The sequence below is a fragment of the Nocardioides sp. 503 genome (assembly GCF_004522095.1).
Lineage (GTDB): Bacteria > Actinomycetota > Actinomycetes > Propionibacteriales > Nocardioidaceae > Nocardioides.
Window position 1 is genome coordinate 1 of sequence record NZ_SPUI01000001.1, and the last position, 17131, is coordinate 17131.

The 17131-nt window shown below is 71.6% G+C and carries 23 protein-coding genes and 1 tRNA gene; 13 read left to right on the plus strand and 11 right to left on the minus strand.

What is annotated here, in order from left to right; genetic code table 11:
* From E4622_RS22570 to E4622_RS00015, 4 genes are all read left to right on the plus strand, one after another.
* Nucleotides 1–511, plus strand: a 511-nt coding sequence (locus tag E4622_RS22570; RefSeq protein WP_167735927.1) for an HNH endonuclease signature motif containing protein, incomplete at its 5' end; no start/stop codon positions are given.
* A gap of 69 nt (nucleotides 512–580) precedes the next feature.
* Nucleotides 581–1099 carry an ACT domain-containing protein gene (locus E4622_RS00005; RefSeq protein WP_134738052.1) on the plus strand — a complete coding sequence of 173 codons (519 nt, stop codon included), beginning with the start codon at nucleotides 581–583 and terminating at the stop codon, nucleotides 1097–1099.
* Complete coding sequence (locus E4622_RS00010) at nucleotides 1096–1650, plus strand: peptide deformylase (RefSeq protein WP_134738053.1); 555 nt, start codon at nucleotides 1096–1098, stop codon at nucleotides 1648–1650. The genes E4622_RS00005 and E4622_RS00010 overlap by 4 nt, the downstream gene beginning before the upstream one ends.
* A gap of 14 nt (nucleotides 1651–1664) precedes the next feature.
* Nucleotides 1665–1741 (plus strand) — tRNA-Leu (locus E4622_RS00015).
* Between the two features lie 46 nt (nucleotides 1742–1787).
* On the opposite strand, the gene E4622_RS00020 is transcribed toward E4622_RS00015, so the two are convergent.
* Entirely contained in the window at nucleotides 1788–2672 is an 885-nt protein-coding gene (locus E4622_RS00020; RefSeq protein WP_134738054.1) for a hypothetical protein, read from the minus strand.
* A gap of 212 nt (nucleotides 2673–2884) precedes the next feature.
* Between E4622_RS00020 and E4622_RS00025 the strand changes: the two genes are divergently transcribed.
* The 6 genes from E4622_RS00025 (at nucleotide 2885) to E4622_RS00050 (ending at nucleotide 8062) form a co-directional block, all read left to right on the plus strand.
* Nucleotides 2885–4033, plus strand: a complete 1149-nt coding sequence (locus E4622_RS00025) for a zinc-dependent alcohol dehydrogenase (protein ID WP_134738055.1) — start codon at nucleotides 2885–2887, stop codon at nucleotides 4031–4033.
* A 9-nt stretch (nucleotides 4034–4042) separates the two neighbouring features.
* Nucleotides 4043–4624 (plus strand): hypothetical protein, encoded by a 582-nt coding sequence (locus tag E4622_RS00030; protein ID WP_134738056.1) that lies wholly within the window; start codon nucleotides 4043–4045, stop codon nucleotides 4622–4624.
* Between the two features lie 45 nt (nucleotides 4625–4669).
* Nucleotides 4670–4885 (plus strand): DUF2945 domain-containing protein, encoded by a 216-nt coding sequence (locus tag E4622_RS00035; RefSeq protein WP_134738057.1) that lies wholly within the window; start codon nucleotides 4670–4672, stop codon nucleotides 4883–4885.
* Nucleotides 4882–5079, plus strand: a complete 198-nt coding sequence (locus tag E4622_RS00040) for a DUF3140 domain-containing protein (RefSeq protein WP_245155816.1) — start codon at nucleotides 4882–4884, stop codon at nucleotides 5077–5079. Before E4622_RS00035 ends, E4622_RS00040 begins: the two co-directional genes overlap by 4 nt.
* A 116-nt stretch (nucleotides 5080–5195) precedes the next feature.
* Nucleotides 5196–6563, plus strand: a complete 1368-nt coding sequence (locus E4622_RS00045) for an SLC13 family permease (RefSeq protein ID WP_134738058.1) — start codon at nucleotides 5196–5198, stop codon at nucleotides 6561–6563.
* Between the two features lie 59 nt (nucleotides 6564–6622).
* A complete protein-coding gene (locus E4622_RS00050; protein ID WP_134738059.1) occupies nucleotides 6623–8062 on the plus strand; it encodes an NAD(P)/FAD-dependent oxidoreductase in 1440 nt (479 codons plus the stop codon).
* Between the two features lie 9 nt (nucleotides 8063–8071).
* Here the strand turns inward: E4622_RS00050 and E4622_RS00055 are convergent, their stop codons facing one another.
* The 8 genes from E4622_RS00055 to E4622_RS00090 form a co-directional block, all read right to left on the minus strand.
* On the minus strand, nucleotides 8072–8716 hold the full coding sequence (locus E4622_RS00055) for a dihydrofolate reductase family protein (RefSeq protein WP_134738060.1): 645 nt from the start codon (nucleotides 8714–8716) through the stop codon (nucleotides 8072–8074).
* Between the two features lie 88 nt (nucleotides 8717–8804).
* Nucleotides 8805–10007 carry an amidase domain-containing protein gene (locus tag E4622_RS00060; protein WP_134738061.1) on the minus strand — a complete coding sequence of 401 codons (1203 nt, stop codon included), beginning with the start codon at nucleotides 10005–10007 and terminating at the stop codon, nucleotides 8805–8807.
* A 113-nt stretch (nucleotides 10008–10120) separates the two neighbouring features.
* Nucleotides 10121–10825, minus strand: coding sequence for a hypothetical protein (locus tag E4622_RS00065; RefSeq protein ID WP_134738062.1), 705 nt, complete (start codon nucleotides 10823–10825; stop codon nucleotides 10121–10123).
* The gene (locus tag E4622_RS00070; RefSeq protein ID WP_134738063.1) at nucleotides 10822–11331 is read right to left on the minus strand and encodes a SigE family RNA polymerase sigma factor; all 510 of its coding nucleotides are present in this window, start codon (nucleotides 11329–11331) and stop codon (nucleotides 10822–10824) included. The genes E4622_RS00065 and E4622_RS00070 overlap by 4 nt, the downstream gene beginning before the upstream one ends.
* Nucleotides 11332–11409: 78 nt before the next feature.
* On the minus strand, nucleotides 11410–12450 hold the full coding sequence (locus tag E4622_RS00075; RefSeq protein WP_134738064.1) for an NAD(P)-dependent alcohol dehydrogenase: 1041 nt from the start codon (nucleotides 12448–12450) through the stop codon (nucleotides 11410–11412).
* A gap of 67 nt (nucleotides 12451–12517) precedes the next feature.
* Nucleotides 12518–12913, minus strand: a complete 396-nt coding sequence (locus E4622_RS00080; protein ID WP_134738065.1) for a cupin domain-containing protein — start codon at nucleotides 12911–12913, stop codon at nucleotides 12518–12520.
* Between the two features lie 24 nt (nucleotides 12914–12937).
* The gene (locus tag E4622_RS00085; protein ID WP_134738066.1) at nucleotides 12938–13390 is read right to left on the minus strand and encodes a MerR family transcriptional regulator; all 453 of its coding nucleotides are present in this window, start codon (nucleotides 13388–13390) and stop codon (nucleotides 12938–12940) included.
* 126 nt (nucleotides 13391–13516) lie between these two features.
* Complete coding sequence (locus tag E4622_RS00090; RefSeq protein WP_134738067.1) at nucleotides 13517–14203, minus strand: hypothetical protein; 687 nt, start codon at nucleotides 14201–14203, stop codon at nucleotides 13517–13519.
* 173 nt (nucleotides 14204–14376) lie between these two features.
* On the opposite strand from E4622_RS00090, the gene E4622_RS22575 reads away from it, so the two are divergent.
* The 3 genes from E4622_RS22575 to arr are packed head-to-tail and all read left to right on the plus strand — an operon-like array spanning nucleotide 14377 to nucleotide 16340.
* A complete protein-coding gene (locus E4622_RS22575; RefSeq protein WP_167735928.1) occupies nucleotides 14377–15360 on the plus strand; it encodes a hypothetical protein in 984 nt (327 codons plus the stop codon).
* 21 nt (nucleotides 15361–15381) lie between these two features.
* A complete protein-coding gene (locus tag E4622_RS00100) occupies nucleotides 15382–15852 on the plus strand; it encodes a hypothetical protein (protein WP_134738068.1) in 471 nt (156 codons plus the stop codon).
* Nucleotides 15853–15878: 26 nt separating this feature from the next.
* Nucleotides 15879–16340: an NAD(+)--rifampin ADP-ribosyltransferase gene (gene arr, locus E4622_RS00105; protein ID WP_134738069.1), complete on the plus strand. Its 462-nt coding sequence runs from the start codon at nucleotides 15879–15881 to the stop codon at nucleotides 16338–16340.
* Nucleotides 16341–16418: 78 nt separating this feature from the next.
* Here the strand turns inward: arr and E4622_RS00115 are convergent, their stop codons facing one another.
* On the minus strand, nucleotides 16419–16682 hold the full coding sequence (locus E4622_RS00115; RefSeq protein WP_134738070.1) for a hypothetical protein: 264 nt from the start codon (nucleotides 16680–16682) through the stop codon (nucleotides 16419–16421).
* Entirely contained in the window at nucleotides 16679–17131 is a 453-nt protein-coding gene (locus E4622_RS00120; RefSeq protein ID WP_134738071.1) for a hypothetical protein, read from the minus strand. The genes E4622_RS00115 and E4622_RS00120 overlap by 4 nt, the downstream gene beginning before the upstream one ends.

Here is a 17131-nt window from a genome sequence, read left to right on the forward strand (position 1 = left end):
GCCGAGGGTCAAGCGGACCGTCGAGCTCGTCGTCCACCTCCACGCCGAGACCGTCTTCGGCAACCCCGCCGCCAACGTCGCCCGCTGCGAGACCACCAGATCCCCCATCAACGCCGAGACCGTCCGCGAGTGGTGCAACAACCCCGACACCATCATCCGCGTCCGACCGGTCCGCGACCTCGCCGACCACGTCCACGTCGCCGCCTACGAACACCCCCACCGCCTCATCGAGCAGGACGAGCTCGTCGACCTCACCTGCACCTTCCCCTTCTGCACCCGACCCGCCCAACGCTGCGACAAGGACCACGTCGTGGCCTACCACGACGGCGGACCCACCTGCTCCTGCAACAGCGCACCCCTGTGCCGCAGCCACCACCGCCTCAAGACCCACGGCCGCTGGACCTACGACGTCCTCGACCGCGGCACCTACCTGTGGCACTCACCCCTCGGCCACCTCTACCGCCGCGACCACACCGGCACCCAACCCCTCGACCACCGACGACGACCCTGAACGCCCCACACCCCGCCGGACACCACCTGCGGGGGCATCGGCACGCGTAGGCCCTGGGATACTCCCGAGGTGACCCTCCACGCCATCACCGTCCTCGGCCACGACCGGCCCGGCATCATCGCCGACGCGACCGCGCGGCTCGCCGGCCTCGGGCTGAACCTCGAAGACTCCTCGATGACGCTGCTGCGCGGACACTTCGCCATGACGCTGGTCTGCTCCGGCACGGCCGACGACGCGGCCATCGCCACGGCGCTCGCGCCCCTCGGTGAGGACGGCACTCTCACGGTCTCCGTGCGCGAGGTGCCGACCGAGCAGCCGGCCACCAGCGACGGCTCGCCGTGGGTGCTGACCGTCCACGGCGGTGACCGCACCGGCATCGTGTCGAGCGTCGTCGGGCAGGTCGCCGGCGCCGGCGGCAACATCACCGACCTGACCACCCGGCTGGCAGGAGACCTCTACCTGCTCCTCGCCGAGCTCGACCTGCCCGGCGGGACCGACGTCGAGGCGCTGCAGGCCTCGATCAGCCAGGTGGCCGCGGACCTCGGGGTCGTCGCGACGCTGCGTCCGGCCGAGGCCGACGACCTGTGACCGACGACCGGGTCACCGCCTGGTCGGAGGACGAGCTCGCGGTCGCGGGCCGGGTCCTGGCCGTCGTACGCGCCCCCGACCCCGTGCTCGCCACCGCTGGCGCCGACGTCGACCCCACCTCGCCCGAGACGGTGCAGCTCGCCGCCGACCTGGTCGCGACCATGCGTGTGAGCCCGGGCTGCGTGGGCCTGGCGGCGCCGCAGGTGGGCGTCGGCGCCCGGGTGTTCTGCGTCGACGTCTCGCAGCACCCCAAGGCACGGACGCACCACGGCACCTTCGTCCTGTGCAACGCTGAGGTCGTGGAGTCCAGCCGCAACGAGAAGGCGAGGGAGGGCTGCATGAGCGTGCCCGACCTCACCGGCGACGTGAAGCGCGCCAGCCGGCTCGTCGTCCGCGGCCAGCTGCCCGGCACCGGCGAGACCGTCACGGTGACGACCGACGCCTTCGAGGCCCGCGCCCTGCAGCACGAGATCGACCACTGCTCGGGGCTGCTGTTCCTCGATCGCGTCGCCGGCGCCCACGCGGTCTACGCGCGCACGACGTACTTATGACGTCCTAGAGACCCGCCCCCGTATCCCAATCGGCAGAGGAAGCCGCCTTAAAAGCGGCACAGTCTGGGTTCGAGTCCCAGCGGGGGCACCAGAGGTGGTCGATGACACCACGCCGACAGCTGCGCCCGTGCCTGGGCTCAGCACATGGCGGAGAGGTCGGCGCGGTACCAGTCGTGGCCGACGAACACGTGCAGCTGGTCGCCGCGTCCGTCGAGCTGGGCCGCGTCCGGGACTGGACTGCCGTCCGGAAGGGCGATCGTGGCGCGGCCCGACTCGACGAAGGTCGTCTCCAGGAGTCCGGTGACGACGCGCTGGCGCTCTGAGCGGTAGCCCCCGACGAGAGCGGCGCGGGTCCCGTCGGTGACCAGGGCCTTCGCGCCGCCGACCGTGGTGGGCCACACCGTCACGTCGTCGCCGTCGATGCGAACGATGGGGAAGCCGGAGTAGTAGTACGCCCAGCCGATCTCGCCGTCGACGTTCAGCGCGTAGCAGGCGTCCACGGGTGGCGGGCCGGACGTCGGGAACGCCCACTGCGGGGAGAGGTCCGCTCCGCAGCGGACGATGCCGGAGCGCCCGAGCGGCGGCGGCCCCGGATGGCTCCCCCAGCCCATGTTGCCGAAGACCCCCTCGTCGGAGAAGCCGAGCCAGAGGCGACCCGACGGGGTCGTCTGGGCGTGCTCGATGCCGTCACCGACGCAGGCTTCCTGCAGGAGATCTCCCGTGTCGTCGAAGACGAGCGCGTTGGGCTCGGCGGCCTCCGGTGTCCACGCGGCCCTGGCTCCGATCCACGCGACGCGGCCGTCGGGAAGTGGCTGGACCATGGGGTACGACGGGAGGACCGCCGAGACGACCATGCTGGTGTCGAGACGTGGACCCTGCGTGGTGATGATCGCCTCGGTGACTCCGGGGCCTGCGCCGTAGGGAAGGTCGGTGGGGCCGTCGTGCGCTCCGCGCAGCCGCCCTGTCTCGGCCGCGCTCCACGCGCAGACCGCCGTACCGTCGAACGTGGGTGAGACGGACAACAGGCGTAGGCCGGGGCCGGGAGGCTCGATCCGTGAGTGGTGGCGGAGCCTCACCTTGCGGGACCGTCGGAAGAGACTCACCCGGGCAGGCTAGCGATGGGGCCTCCACCTCGCACCGCGCCGAGCAGATCCGAAACTTCGCGACGCGTGCGCGGTGCATCGCGGCGCGCGGGGTACTGGACGCGTTCCGAGGACATCCAGGAGGTCCCCTGATGAAGGCGATGGTCTACCGCGGTCCCTACCGCGTCCGCGTCGAGGAGAAGCCGCGTCCCAAGATCGAGCACCCCAACGACGCCATCGTGAAGGTGCAGCTGGCGGCCATCTGCGGCTCGGACCTGCACCTGTACCACGGGATGATGCCGGACACCCGGGTCGGCCACACGTTCGGCCACGAGTTCATCGGGGTCGTCGACGAGGTCGGGCCGTCCGTGCAGCACCTGCAGGTCGGCGACCGGGTGATGGTGCCGTTCAACGTCTACTGCGGCTCGTGCTTCTTCTGCGCGCGCGGCCTCTACTCCAACTGTCACAACGTCAACCCCAACGCCACGGCGGTCGGCGGGATCTACGGCTACTCCCACACCACCGGCGGCTACGACGGCGGCCAGGCGGAGTACGTCCGTGTCCCGTTCGCCGACGTCGGCCCCAGCAGGATCCCCGACTGGCTGGACGACGAGGACGCCGTCCTGCTCACCGACGCGCTGTCGACGGGCTACTTCGGCGCCCAGCTCGGCGGCATCCACGAGGGTGACGTCGTCGTGGTGTTCGGCGCCGGACCGGTAGGCCTGTTCGCCGCCAAGTCGGCCTGGCTGATGGGCGCCGGCCGCGTCATCGTGATCGACCACCTCGAGCACCGCCTGGCCAAGGCCCGCGACTTCGCGCACGCGGAGACCGTCAACTTCACCGAGCACGACGACATCGTCGTGCTGATGAAGAAGATGACCGACCACCTCGGGGCCGACGTGGCCATCGACGCGGTCGGCGCCGAGGCCGACGGCAACCTGCTCCAGCACGTCACGTCGGCCAAGCTCAAGCTCCAGGGCGGCTCGCCGATCGCGCTCAACTGGGCGATCGACAGCGTGCGCAAGGGCGGCACCGTCTCGGTGATGGGTGCCTACGGTCCGCTGTTCAGCGCCGTGAAGTTCGGCGACGCCCTCAACAAGGGGCTCACCCTGCGCATGAACCAGGCGCCGGCGAAGCGCCAGTGGCCGCGACTGTTCGAGCACATCCGCAACGGTTACCTCAAGCCCAGCGACATCGTCACGCACCGGATCCCGCTTGAGCACATCGCCGAGGCCTACCACATCATGTCCGCCAAGCTCGACGGCTGCATCAAGCCGTTGATCGTCACCGACGCGTCCTGAGGAGCCCCGATGTCTCTCACCGACCCGTACGCCGGCAAGAAGCCGGCCCTGCCCGAGTCGATCGAGTCGCTGCGTGAGCGGATCCCGGGCTGGGGCGCCGACCTCGACCCGGCCGACCGGCCGTCGTACCCCCGCGAGTCCCTCGACCTGAAGCCCGAGGGGGCGGCCGACGGCCTGCCCGAGCTGCAGCACCGGGAGGGCTACCGGGAGCGCTCCATCGAGCACGCCGACCTGACACCGGTCTTCGGCACGGCCCAGCCGCTGCACGGGGTCTCGGGGGCGATCCGCAAGCTCGCCTACGAGCGCTACAGCGAGGCGCGCGCCGCGCACTGGCTGCTGCTCATCGCGGGTGACCGGGTGGAGGTGCTCGGCAGCACGGTCCGCTCGTTCGTCAGCACACGCCCCGACAACCTCTTCAGCGAGACCGGGATCAAGGCCGAGGTCACCCACCACGGGCTGAGGTCGAGGCTCGGTCAGAAGCGCGCCGACGTCGTCCACCACCCGCTCGACCCGGTGATCGTCGCCGGGCCGTGGGTGCTGGGGGCGTGGGCCGCGTGGCGCGTTGCCCGCGGCCTGCGGGGGAGGGGCTGATCCCCTGCGCGGCATGCGTGTCGTGACCACCGGGTACCGAGGAGCATGAGCGACGACGAGCTGAGCAAGGGCGACCGGGTCGAGTGGAAGAGCCACGGCGGCACGGCCGAGGGCAAGGTCGAGAAGAAGATCACCGAGGACACCCACGCCGCCAAGCGCGACGTGAAGGCGTCCGAGGACGACCCGCAGTACCTCGTGAAGAGCGACAAGAGCGGCGGCGAGGCGGTCCACAAGCCCGGCGCGCTCAAGAAGAAGTCGTGAGCGCCGACGACCTGGCCGACGTCTGGGAGGACTGGCAGGACGCGGTCAACATGACGGCCGGCGAGCTCGAGGACTGGCTGGAGACCGACGAGTCCCGTTCGGTGGGTCAGAAGGACCTCGCCCAGCGCCCGTCGGGCGACGTCGAGGACACGGCGTGGCGCTACTCGCTGATGAACTGGGTCACGACCCGCTGAAGGCCTGACCCCCGCGTCCGTACGGCGCACGCGCGCCGTCGACGCGCCCGGCTGCAGCCGCGAGCCGCCGACGTCGCCTACCGTGTCGTCCACCACAAACCGGAGGAGACGCGTCCATGGAGATCGTGCACTCGGCCATCGCCATCCTGGCGGCCATCGTGCTCATCATCGCCCTCAAGATCGACCCCGTGATCTCGCTGCTCCTGGCGTGCGTCTACCTCGGGCTCGCGACCGGCCAGGGCGGAGAGGGCACCGTCGGGGCCATCACCGGCGGCTTCGGCGAGATCATGGCCGAGGTGGGGCTGCTCATCGGCTTCGGCGTGCTGATCGGGGCGCTCCTGCACGCGATGGGCACGTTCCGCGACCTGGTGGAGATCCTGGCGCGTCGGGTCGGTCGCAAGTTGCCGTACGCCATGGCCGGCACGCTCGCCGCGATCTTCCCCTCGATCTACGTCGACGTGCAGGTCGTCCTGGCGGCCCCGATGGCCAAGGAGTCGGCGCCCGCCGTCGACCGGCGCCACGGCCTGCCGTGGCTGGCCGGCGCGATGGCCGTCGGCATCTTCTCCGGCTACGTCTTCGTCGTTCCCGGCCTCGCCGCGGTGGCCATCGCGGGGCTGATGGACGTCCCGCTGGGCACCTACCTGATGTATGGCCTGCCCATCGGCCTGGCGACCGCGCTCATCACGACGTTCCTCTTCCGCCTGATCCTGGGCCGCGGCTTCTGGGACGACAAGACGGACTTCGACCAGGACGTGGTGCTCGAGGACGGCCGCCCCCGCGCCGAGGCGGAGGAGGTGCCGCAGGCGGAGGGCGCCTCGCGGCTGCCGCTGCTGGTGCGGCTGCTGCCCATCCTGGTGCCGCTGGTGCTCATCGGCGCCGCGGCGATCCTGGACGTGGCCGGCTCCTCCAACTCCGTCATCGCCTTCCTCGGCGACGCCAACATCGCGCTCTTCATCGGGCTGCTGATCGCGTTCGCGATGGTGCGGCTGGCGATGGACGCCGACGGCGTGGGCCAGGTCCTCACCTCGGGCTTCCACACGACCGGGGAGATCCTGCTCGTCACCGGCGTCGGCGGCTCGCTCGGCGCGGTGATCGCGGAGAGCGGGATGGACGCGACCCTCAAGGACCTGTTCTCCGCCGACGCGGGCGCTCCGGTCATCCTCAGCATCCTGCTGGCGTGGTTCATCGCGGCGGTGCTGCACTTCGCCATCGGCTCGGTGTCGGTCGGCGCCATCACGGCGGCAGGGATCATCTCGCCCGTGGTGGGCTCGCTCGACGTCGACCCCGTCGTCATCGCGCTCGCGATCGCGTCCGGCGCGATGTTCGCGCTCCACGTCAACAGCAACTTCTTCTGGATGTTCAGCACCCTGCTCGACCTGTCGACCAAGGGCAGCCTGAAGACCCTGACGCTCGCCACCTCGCTCGGCGCCGTCGTCTCGCTGCCGTTGGTGCTCGTGGCGAGCCTGGTGGCAGGCGCGACCTGACGCACGCGACGCCCGGCCTCGTTGCTGCGGTCCAACCGGGGTGCTGCCAAGGTGGAGGCATGAACAGCGAGACGTACGACGTCGTGGTCATCGGAGCCGGTCCCGTCGGGGAGAACGTCGCCGACCGGGCAGTGCAGGGCGGGCTCAGCGCGGTGATCGTGGAGCGTGAGCTCGTCGGGGGCGAGTGCTCCTACTGGGCCTGCATGCCCACGAAGGCGCTGCTGCGCGACGCCTCGGCGGTCCGCGCCGCCCGGGCGCTGCCCGCGGCCGGCAAGATGGTCACCGGGCACCTGGACCCGGCCCTGGTGTTCGCCCGGCGGAACAGCTTCACCTCCGACTGGAACGACGCCGGGCAGGTCGAGTGGCTCGAGGGCGCCAAGATCGACCTGGTCCGTGGCCATGCCCGGCTGACCGGCGCGCGCACGGTCACCGTGACCGGGCCCGACGGCGCCACGGTCGACCTGGAGGCGCGGCACGCGGTGGTCGTCGCCACCGGGAGCAACGCGCTGGTGCCGCCCATCGACGGGCTCGCCGACGTGCACCCGTGGACCAACCGGGAGGCGACCGAGGCCACGACCGTGCCCGGGCGGCTGGTGGTCATCGGGGGAGGCGTCGTGGGCTCGGAGATGGCGACCGCCTTCGGCGCCCTCGGCTCGCAGGTCACGGTGATCTCGCGGACCCGCCTGCTCCCCGGCGTCGAGTCGTTCGCCAGCGAGCACGTCATGGACGCCTTGCGGGAGTCGGGGGTGACCCTCGAGGTGGGGATCGACGCCACGGCCGCCCGCCGCGACTCCTCCGGCACCGTGCACGTCACCCTGTCCGACGGCCGGGTCATCGAGGCCGACGAGGTGCTCGTGGCCACCGGCCGGCGCCCCAGCACCGCCGACCTCGGCCTGGAGCAGGTCGGTCTGAAGCCCGGCGACTGGCTCCCCGTCGACGACGGCCTGGCCGTGCTCGACGCGACCGGAACGCCCATCGACGGCCTGTACGCCGCCGGCGACGTCAACCACCGGGTGCTGCTGACCCACCACGGCAAGTACCAGGCCCGGGCGCTCGGCGACGCGATCGCCGCGCGGGCCCGCGGCGAGCGCCCCGACCTCGGTGTGTGGGGGCGCCACGCCGCGACCGCCGACGTACGCGCCACGACCCAGGTCATCTTCACCGACCCCGAGGTCGCCGCCGTCGGCCTGACCGCGGAGGCCGCCGAGGCCGCCGGGCTCCGCACCCGCGTCGTCGACTACGACCTCGCCTCGGTCGCCGGCGCGTCGATCCACGCCGACGGCTACCGCGGCCAGGCGCGGATGGTCGTCGACGACGAGCGCAACGTGCTGGTGGGCTTCACCGTGGTCGGGCCCGACGTCGCCGACCTGCTGCACGCCGCCTCGATCGCCGTCGCCGGCGAGGTCCCGCTGGACCGCCTGTGGCACGCGGTCCCCGCCTACCCGACGGTCAGCGAGATCTGGCTCCGCCTGCTCGAGACCGACGGCCGCGACCACTAGCCCCGAGGCTCAGTCGCGCCAGAACAGGTGGTGCACCACGCCGTCCGGACGGGGGACGACGTCGCGGTGGTAGCAGTCCAGCAGGTCGTCGGGGGAGTCCCACAGCCGCGAGCCGGAGCCGAGCTCGACCGGTGCGACGGCTACGTGGAGGGTGTCGACCAGCCCCGCGTCGAGGAACTGGCGCACGGTGTCGGCGCCGCCGCCGAGGCGCACGTCCTTGCCGTCGGCGGCCTCGAGCGCCAGCGCCAGGACGTCGGCGGGCTCGCCGCCCACGAAGTGGAACGTCGTGTCCGACAGGGTGAACGACGGTCGTTCGTGGTGGGTCAGGACGAAGACCGGGGTGTGGAAGGGCGGCTCGTCGCCCCACCAGCCCTGCCACTCCTCGTCGGCCCACGGGCCGCGCTGCGGGCCGAACTTGTTGCGGCCCATGATCTCGGCGCCGATGTTGCGGTGGAAGTCGCGGGTCAGGTAGTCCTCCAGGCCGCGGCTCCCGCCGGGGTCGGTGCGGTTGGGCCAGCTCGCCGTCGCCCCTGCCCAGCCCATGAACGCCATCGGGTCGGCGTGACCGAAGGGCCGCTCGAGGCTCTGGCCCTCGCCGGCGGCGTACCCGTCGCTCGACACGCCGAAGTTGTGGACCCTGACCAGCTGCGTCACTGCGTCTCCCTCAGGTTGGTGATCGTCACCATCCTGGACCGGGCGGCGCAGGCAGACTCATCGGTGCCGAGCGGAGCGGCTGCCCTGGCTACTGGGGGTAGTTCAGCCACATGTGGGTGAACGTGTGGTTCGCCGTGGTGTCGCCCAGCTTCCACGGGACGTTGTAGTGGTCGTTGTTGTGGGCGGTGACGAGGTTGTTGACCGGGTCCGTGACGATCGAGACGTGCTGGTAGGTGCCGTTCTGGTCCCAGTCGTAGTTGACGATGTCGCCGTAGCCCAGACCACCGATGCCGGGCGAGACGAGCCCGCGGCCCTGGTTGATCGTCCAGTTCCGCAGGAGCCAGTTGTTGACCCAGCGGTCGGTGCCGCACCACCGGTTGCTGTAGCCGCACGCGGACCCGTTGTAGCGCCTCCAGTAGCCGGAGCCGTCCGGCTTCTGGTCGCCACGGAAGAGGCACTGCGACACGAAGTTCGCGCAGTCACCGCCGCAGCTGTTGTAGACGGCGTAGTTCGCGTTGTAGCTGGACCAGTAGCTCGCGGCGTAGTTGACCGCCGCCTGCCAGTCGTAGGTGCCGGACACGGCGGCCAGCGCCGAGGTCGACGCGAGCGACTTCTCCGGCGACACGGGCTGCTGCCGGTCGGCGGTGGCCGCGTAGGCCTGGACGGTGCGGGAGTCGACGAGGTCGGGGGAGTCGCCGAACAGGCTGGGCTCGGCGTACGCGTCGGAGACGACGAACCAGCCGCTGGTCGACCTCTCGAGCCGCAGCTCGTGAGGAACGGAGATGCCGCTCGTCACGGCCGTGCCCGGCTTGCGACCGGCGCCGTAGCGGGCCGGCTCGGACTTCAGCCCCTGGAGCGCCTCGCCCGTCACGGGGCGCGGATGCGGCGCCCAGGTGATCCGCGTGGTGTCGCGCAGGTGGACGACGGCGCTGCTGCTGGACTCCTGGGTCACCTCCAGGCCGCTTCCCTGCGAGCCCAGGCCCAGCATCGTCCCGTTCCAGTCGTCCGTGCGTCCGAGGCTCCGCAGATAGCCCGCACGCTCCCGCTCGAACCGCAGCACCGACGCCGACGCCGGTCCCCGGAGAGTCGCCGCCCGGGTGCTGTCGGCGGCTGCGGCTCGGGCCGCGAGGTACTGCTCGACGGCCTCCGCGACGGACCTTTCGGCGGGGGCCGCGCCCCGCGCGGCGCCGGCGCCGAGGCCCCCGACGGCGATGGCCGCCGCGCTCGAGCCCGCGAGGCGGAGCATGCCGCGTCGCGTCGGCCTCATGTCCGGCGTGGGGTGGTCGCTCATGTCTGGCCTCCGCTTCCCGAGGCACCCGCGGCCTCCCGTGTCAGGTCACCCTGACGCGGGCGCAGCGGGCGGTCAATGACCCGAACGGGCCATATCGACCCGGTGCCGCAGGCCTACGAGGACTGGCGACGCGCCAGCTCGAGCAGCTCGGCCTGGGTCGGTGAGACCGGGACGCCGCCCTCGGTGACCTGCTGCCGGAGCTCTGCGGGGAACAGGCGCGCGATGTCCTCCTCGAGCCTCTCCTGCCGGGGCAGCTCGACCTCGGTGAGCTCGATGTCGGTGCCGGAGCCGGCGACCGTGAGCACGGCCGGCTGCGACAGCCCGGATCGGAGCACGGCGTCGCTGCCCGTCGTGTAGCGCCCGCAGAGGACCCAGGCATAGAGGTGGTGGGCGGCCGCGTCTGCGGCGAGGACGTTCATCCCGCACAGCACCACGCTGCCAGGCTGGTCCGCCCCCAGCCCGGACGTGATCGCCGGGTCTGCCGCCAGCTGGGAGATCAGGGCGGCGTCCCGGGACGCAGGAGGGGCCGACGGCGTCCCTGCGGGACTCGTGGGGCTCGGCTGCCCGGTGCCCGTGCCGGCTGTCGCCGGCGGCGGGTCGGTGACCGTCTCGTCGCCGAGTCCCGCGGCCGCGACCGCTCCGACGGCGATGACCGCCACCGCGGCGGCCACGGCGGGCACCACCAGGGCGGTGCGGCGGCGGCGGATCCGGGCCGCCCGTCGGATGACGCCCGGGACCGGGTCGCCGGCGGGGGTGATCTGCTCGGCACGGGCCCGCTGCACTTCGTAGATGCGGCGGTCCAGGTCGTCGGTCGTCATGAGGACACCTCTTCTGTCTGAGCGATGAGCAGCCGCAGCTTCTGGCGGGCCTTGGAGGTCTGGCTCCGGACCGTGCCCGCCGAGATGGACAGGGCATCGCAGATCTCGGCCTCGGTCAGGTCCTCGTAGTAGCGCAGGACGAGGATGGCGCGCTGGCGTGTCGGCAGCGTCATGATCCCGCGCCAGAGGTAGTCGTGCTCGTCGACCTCGGCGGTGGGCTCGGGGACGTGGTGCTCCTTCCCCTCCATCGCGGCCACGACGTCCCACGGCCGCCGTCCACGCCACCGGCTGATCGACCCGTGGACCATCACGCGTCGCAGGTAGGCGTCGGGGTTCGTCACCTCGCGTCGTGCCGACGCGAGCCACAGCTTGGCCAGCGAGTCCTGCACGAGGTCCTCGGCGTAGCCGTGGTCACCGGTCAGGAGGAACGCCCGTCGCAGCAGCGCGGGGTAGCGGCTGCGCACGAAGTCCGCGAGCTCGTCCTCCACGACATCTCCTGTGTCCATACCTACTCCGACGCACGCCGTCGCCGATCCGATGCCTCCCTCGACCGACGAGTTCGCCGCGACCTGGTCGGGGACGGCTCAGTCGATCGTGCTGGTGTCGATCACGAAGCGGTAGCGGACGTCGGAGGCGAGGACCCGCTCGTAGGCCTCGTTGACCTGGTCGGCCGCGATGACCTCGACCTCGGCACCCAGGCCGTGCTCGGCGCAGAAGTCGAGCATCTCCTGGGTCAGGGCGATGCCGCCGATCATCGAGCCGGCGAAGGAGCGGCGCCCGCCGATGAGCGACATGGCGTGGACCGGCAGCGGGTCGGCCGGGGCGCCGACGTTGACCAGCGTGCCGTCGACGGCGAGCAGGCGCAGGTAGGCGTTGACGTCGATCGCGGCGCTGACGGTGTTGACGATCAGGTCGAAGCGGCCGGCGAGCTGCTCGAAGGTCTCCGGGTCGGACGTGGCGAAGTACTCGTCCGCGCCCAGGCGCAGTCCGTCCTCCTGCTTCTTCAGCGACTGCGACAGGACGGTGACCTCGGCGCCGAGCGCGTGGGCGATCTTGACCGCCATGTGACCCAATCCGCCGAGGCCGACGACGGCGACCAACTTGCCGGGTCCGGCGTTCCAGTGCCGCAGCGGGGCGTACGTCGTGATGCCCGCGCAGAGCAGGGGCGCCGCGGCGGCCGGGTCGAGGCCGTCCGGGACCGACAGGACGTAGTCGGCGTCCACGACGACGTGGGTGGAGTAGCCGCCCTGGGTGGTGGTGCCGTCGCGGTCGGTGACGGCGTAGGTGCCGACCATGCCGTCGAGGCAGTACTGCTCGTCGCCGTTGCGGCAGTTGACGCACTCCCCGCAGGAGTTGACCATGCAGCCGACGCCGACGCGGTCGCCGACCTGGTGGCGGGTCACGTCGGAGCCGACCTCGGCGACGACGCCGACGATCTCGTGGCCGGGGACGACGGGGAACGGCTGCGGACCCCAGTCGCCGTTGACGGTGTGGATGTCGGAGTGGCAGATGCCGGCGTACTGGATGTCGATCAGGACGTCGTTGGCGCCGACGTCGCGGCGCTCGATGGTGGTCTTGGCCAGGGGCTGGCCGGCCGCGGGGGCGGCGTAGGCGGTGACGCGCATGGGGGTACTTCCTTCGGGTCTGGGGGTGGAGCCGGTCTGGTGCGTGGGGAAGGGGGAGCGGGAGGGACTAGGTGGGGTACTCCTCGTCGGTGACGTGGTCGAGCCAGGTGACGACCTCGCCGTGCTCGTCGGCCTCCTGGATGGCGACGTGCGCCATGAACCGCTCGGGGGTGGCGCCGTGCCAGTGCTCCTCGCCGGGCTCGATGTAGACGACGTCGCCGGGGCGGATCTCGCGCACGCCGCCCTCGCGGGTGGCGACGAGGCCGATGCCGTCGGTGACGTAGAGGGTCTGCCCCTTCGGGTGGTGGTGCCAGGCCGTACGCGCGCCCGGGCTGAACCGGACGTGCGCGCAGCCCACGGCGGACTGCTCGTCGGGGTTGCGGATGCCGTCGATCTGGACGGTGCCGGTGAACCAGTCCGCCGGTCCGGGCGCGGTCCGGCCGCCGCTCGTGGTGAGTCTCATGGTGCCTCGTTCCTCGGTAGTGGGTCAGGCGCGCCGGAGCTCGTCGGCGAGGACGCGGGCCTCGCCCGACAGCAGCTCGGCGCGGGCCTCGTCGCCGGCGTCGACGGCGTGCCAGTAGTCGATCTTGAGCGCGACGTAGCGCTGGCGCAGCACGAGCTGCTGCGCCTCGTCGGTGAGCCGGCGGCGTCGCTCCTCGAGCAGCTCGATCTGCTCACGCGCCGCCGACGGACCGACCTGGCCGTTGGCGACGTACCTCTTCATGTCACTGACGGACATCCCGGTCGCGGCGAGGCAGGCGACCCACATGACCTGGTCGAGGTCGTCCTCGCCGTAGAGGCGGTGCCCGCTGCTGGCTCCGCGGCTGATCGGGGCGATGACGCCGATGGACTCGTAGTAGCGCAGCGTGCTGGCCGGCAGCCCCGTCAGGGCGGCCGCCTCCTTGATCGTGTACTCGTGCTGCGTGGTCCGGGCGCTCATGTCATCGACGTTAGGAACTTCAAGTACTTGAAGTCAAAGGCCGGCTGCGTCACACCGACGGCAGCGCAGCACGACGCCGGACCCCGGTCGATGTCTCGACTGGGGGCCGGCGCGGCGGAGGGACGGTCAGGCGTGGGGCTGGCGCGGCCCCAACTTGAGGTGCTTGTCGCCGATGCGACCTGACAGGCGGGAGTCGTCGCCCATGGACGTGCGCAGGTTGCGGGGCGCCGCGACCATGCCGAGGCCGACCTTCACCCAGGCGGGGTCGCCGAGACAGGACCGGGGGATCGTCGCGGTGACCTGCTTAGTGGAGCGCTTCGCCGACCAGGTCGCGCCGACGCATTCCGCCTCGTCGCCGGAACCGGACGGGGTGAGGCTGAACGCCTCGCCGATGGGGCGCTTGGAGTAGTCGACCATCAGGTCGAAGCGTCGGCCGTCGGGCGTCTGGATCTCGCCGATCATCAGGCGGTAGCCCGAGCGGCCCAGCTCTCGGACGCGCGTCTTCACGACGAGCTGCTCGGCCTGGTGGTCCACGACGGTCCGGGTGATGTCGGAGGTGCGGTTGCGCGGGGCCGGCTGCTTCTTCTCCGACTCGGTGTCGAAGCGGATCGCGTCGCGACGCGCGTCGCGGTGCACGACGCGGTGCTCGCCCTGGGCGGCCTGAGCGGGGCTCGACGCGGCCGGTGCCGCGCCGGGCGCGGCGGAGGCGATGACGGCGGGAGTCAGTGCGGCGACGGCGAGGACGGCGGAGCCGGCCAGGGCGGCGAACGCGAGCGGTGTGCGGGGACGGCGGGGGCGGGAGGTGGTGGTCATGGGCACCACTGTGCGCGAGCGTCAGCGCCGGCGAATGCGTCCGGGTACTCAGGTCGTGACCCAGACCACGCTGAGATCCGTGCGCCACGGGTTGAGAACTGCCTCGGCGCGATGCTCACGTCGGACGGGGCGGCGATCTACAGTGCTGTCCCATCGTCGAAGGGGAGCTGGGCGTGCGGGTGCCGGTGAGGGTGCAGGTGCTGGCGTACGTGCCGGTGGTCGACGATGCGGCGTATGCGCGTCTGGTCGAGTGGTGGGTCGGGCGCTGCTTCGCCGCGTGGCAGCGGGTCACGGGCGTGGACCCCGTGGCTGACCCACGTGTGTGGGTGGAGTGGGCGGTGTTCTCTGAGGGGTCACGACCAGCTCAGAGCACCGGTGTCCGGAAAGTCACCGCGAACGACCTGCGCCGCTTCCACGGCGCGGTCGGGCGGGGGCGAGGCAGCATGGGGATGGGCGTGCACGGGATGAACGTGACGGATCACCCGACGATGCCTCGAGAGTTCAATCTCGGCTCCACCACCGTCGCTTGGGAGAGCGTGTGCGTGCTGGACGCAGAGTTCGTCGTCGGACCGTATGCCGACGACGGCCAGATAGAACTGTGCGAGGAGGCGAGTGTCGCGTTGGTGCGCGGGCTGGCCAGTCAGCACGTTGTGTGGTTCGCCAACGTCACTGACGACAACCCGTCGGCGGCCGGCGACACTGCGCTCGACAGTGCCTTGGGACAGAACTCGCGTCGCCCGACGCCGCGGCTGCTGCCGGGATACTCGTGGGTGACGTTCTTGACTCCGCAGGTGCTGGAGGTGTTGGGGGGTGTCGAGTCGGTGGAGGCCTCGGGCGTGTTCGTGTCGGTGGAGCCCGTCGGGGGCGGTGCGTTGGTGAGGGCGACGGAGCGGTTGCAGGACTTCGCGGGGCCGGTGGTGCGTCGGGTGCGGGATGCGGTTGCGGCGGTGCTGCCGGAGGGGCGTGCGGTGGAGCCGGAGGGCTTCCCGAGCTCGACGACGGGGTTGCGGATCGCGTGGGACAACGGGGTGGACGGGCCGGTGGACTACGGGGCGGACAACCGCTACTTCCAGCCGAGGAGGCCCGGAGTGGTGCAGCTGCCGGATGGGAGCTGGGTGCGGGTATCGCCAGGCATGGAGGTGCGGCGGCTGCGGTGAGAGAGTCGTAGGCTTCCGCGCATGGGCGCCTCGGGCTGGCAGTACACCGTTCCCTACGACTCCGACCTGCAGGCGGCACTGGACCGCCTGCGTGCCGAGACGTTCTCCCGAGGGGACTACCTCTGGCCCTGGGAGGGCGACTGGCTCGACCCGTCGGAGCAGCGCCCCCGACCGACCAGCATCGAGGAGCTGGTGACCGACGAGGAGGTCGCGCAGGAGGGGACGCACTCGATCATCGACTGCCCCCGGGTGGTGGAGGCTCTCCCCGCCGATGATGCGGCGTGGAGCTCGGCGACGTACCAGGGGACGATCGTGCCCGTGACCGGAGCCGAGCTGCTGGCCGCCGTCGGCACGGACCACCCGGGCCGCGACCAGCTCGACGTGCTCGACGAGGTCGTGCCCTGCGCTCGGTGGGTGGGACGCGCTGCGGTCCTGTACTCGTCGTCGGGCGAGCCGGAGCAGCTGGCCTTCTGGGGATACTCCGGCGACTGACGCGCGCATCCCTCAGGATGAGCACCATGGACGACACCACGGGCCCCGAGGGGCCGGTCAGCTTCGAGCGCTACGAGCACGTCACCGGACCGTTCTTCCACGGGACCAAGGTCGCGCTCCAGGTGGGCGACGAGCTGGTGCCGGGCTACGGCTCGAACTTCCAGGAGGGGCGGGTGCTCCGCCACGTCTACTTCACCTCGGTCCTCGAGACCGCGGTGTGGGGCGCCGAGCTGGCGACCGCGCTGGCCGGCAGCGACGAGCGGGGACACGTCTACGTCGTCGAGCCGGCCGGGCCGTTCAAGGACGACCCCAACGTGACCGACAAGAAGTTCCCCGGCAACCCGACCCGCTCCTACCGGACCCACGAGCCGCTACGGGTCGTCGGCGAGGTCGAAGACTGGGAGGGGCACCCGCCGGAGGTGCTCCAGGGCATGCTCGACGGCCTGGCGGTGCTCCGCGCCGAGGGGCGCGACGTCATCTTCGACTAGGGGTCGCGCCCTCGGCGACGAGCCGGATCGCCTCCTCGGCGGAGACCGTCGACGGTCGGCGGAGGTAGTGCCGCAGGCTCATCGCCCCGCCTCCTTCCTCACCTGGAGCAGCGTCAGCGGGCCGCTCAGGAGCGGCAGCACGGCGTAGACGCGCGTCCGCGTGGCCAGTCCGCGGCCGAACAGGGCCGTGACGGCGACCGCGAGGTAGAGGGCGCCGTGCGTCGGGCCGAGCGCGCTCGCGACGCGGTCGTCGTGCACGGTGGCCAGGTTGACCAGCAGCGCCACGACGCTGACGAGCTCCAGCAGCGACAGGATGCTCAGCGTGCGGAGAAGCGGCCTCACGAGTAGTCCGACCCGGGTCGCACGATCATGAGCACGACGACGACCGCCCAGAGCAGGTTGAAGATCCCCGCGAGCATCGACAGCCGGCGCAGCCGGCCACCGTCGTCGGGATGGTCGAGAGCCTCCTGCTGGAGCGGGGTGATCCGAAGGACGAGCAGCGCCCCGGCGACCGCGGTCAGGCCCATCGCGACCAGGATCCAGATCTCGGTCGTGCGCCCCTGGACGGTGGCCAGGACGAGGCCGACGACCGGCACCACCAGGGCCAGACCGCCGTACACGCGAGTGACGCGGTGCAGCATCCGCGCGACGTCGAGGCTCCGGACGCCCACGTCGGGCGAGGGTGGGACGGTCCGCGGGGCGTAGCGCGGGAACAGGCTGGTCGTCACTGCGACGGGCCCCACCAGCAGGATCGCGGCCACGACGTGGACCGAGAGGAGGAAGGCTTCCAT

What these genes read in the sequence shown, in the direction of transcription:
- E4622_RS00025 (WP_134738055.1), top strand. Translation starts at nt 2,885, where the DNA reads ATGAAGGCGATGGTCTACCGCGGTCCCTACCGCGTCCGCGTCGAGGAG.
- E4622_RS00030 (WP_134738056.1), top strand. Translation starts at nt 4,043, where the DNA reads ATGTCTCTCACCGACCCGTACGCCGGCAAGAAGCCGGCCCTGCCCGAG.
- E4622_RS00035 (WP_134738057.1), top strand. Translation starts at nt 4,670, where the DNA reads ATGAGCGACGACGAGCTGAGCAAGGGCGACCGGGTCGAGTGGAAGAGC.
- E4622_RS00045 (WP_134738058.1), top strand. Translation starts at nt 5,196, where the DNA reads ATGGAGATCGTGCACTCGGCCATCGCCATCCTGGCGGCCATCGTGCTC.
- E4622_RS00050 (WP_134738059.1), top strand. Translation starts at nt 6,623, where the DNA reads ATGAACAGCGAGACGTACGACGTCGTGGTCATCGGAGCCGGTCCCGTC.
- E4622_RS00060 (WP_134738061.1), bottom strand. Translation starts at nt 10,007, where the DNA reads ATGAGCGACCACCCCACGCCGGACATGAGGCCGACGCGACGCGGCATG.
- E4622_RS00065 (WP_134738062.1), bottom strand. Translation starts at nt 10,825, where the DNA reads ATGACGACCGACGACCTGGACCGCCGCATCTACGAAGTGCAGCGGGCC.
- E4622_RS00070 (WP_134738063.1), bottom strand. Translation starts at nt 11,331, where the DNA reads ATGGACACAGGAGATGTCGTGGAGGACGAGCTCGCGGACTTCGTGCGC.
- E4622_RS00075 (WP_134738064.1), bottom strand. Translation starts at nt 12,450, where the DNA reads ATGCGCGTCACCGCCTACGCCGCCCCCGCGGCCGGCCAGCCCCTGGCC.
- E4622_RS00080 (WP_134738065.1), bottom strand. Translation starts at nt 12,913, where the DNA reads ATGAGACTCACCACGAGCGGCGGCCGGACCGCGCCCGGACCGGCGGAC.
- E4622_RS00085 (WP_134738066.1), bottom strand. Translation starts at nt 13,390, where the DNA reads ATGAGCGCCCGGACCACGCAGCACGAGTACACGATCAAGGAGGCGGCC.
- E4622_RS00090 (WP_134738067.1), bottom strand. Translation starts at nt 14,203, where the DNA reads ATGACCACCACCTCCCGCCCCCGCCGTCCCCGCACACCGCTCGCGTTC.
- E4622_RS00100 (WP_134738068.1), top strand. Translation starts at nt 15,382, where the DNA reads ATGGGCGCCTCGGGCTGGCAGTACACCGTTCCCTACGACTCCGACCTG.
- arr (WP_134738069.1), top strand. Translation starts at nt 15,879, where the DNA reads ATGGACGACACCACGGGCCCCGAGGGGCCGGTCAGCTTCGAGCGCTAC.
- E4622_RS00120 (WP_134738071.1), bottom strand. Translation starts at nt 17,131, where the DNA reads ATGGAAGCCTTCCTCCTCTCGGTCCACGTCGTGGCCGCGATCCTGCTG.